The sequence below is a fragment of the Bacillus sp. AFS088145 genome, assembly GCF_002564465.1.
GTDB lineage: Bacteria > Bacillota > Bacilli > Bacillales > Bacillaceae_G > Gottfriedia.
In genome coordinates this window covers 1-219 of record NZ_NUUX01000084.1, presented here as the reverse complement: position 1 = coordinate 219, position 219 = coordinate 1, and the positions used below count along the sequence as shown (strand labels likewise).

Genomic DNA, 219 nt, shown 5'->3' with positions numbered 1-219 from the left:
CCGACGAACCCAAGGGCAAGACCGGCTTCGCGCACCTGTTCGAGCACCTGATGTTCTCCGGCTCGGAGAACCACAAGGGCACCTACTTCCAGCCGTTCGAGCTGGCGGGCGCCACCGACATGAACGGCACCACCTGGTTCGACCGCACCAACTACTTCGAGACGGTGCCCACCACCGCGCTGGACATGGCGCTGTGGATGGAGTCCGACCGCATGGGCC

General features: G+C 65.3%; 1 protein-coding gene. It reads left to right on the top strand.

All coding sequences use genetic code 11. The annotated features are described in order from the left end of the window. Positions 1-219, top strand: a 219-nt coding sequence (locus COI44_RS23740) for a M16 family metallopeptidase (protein ID WP_142329313.1), incomplete at both ends; no start/stop codon positions are given.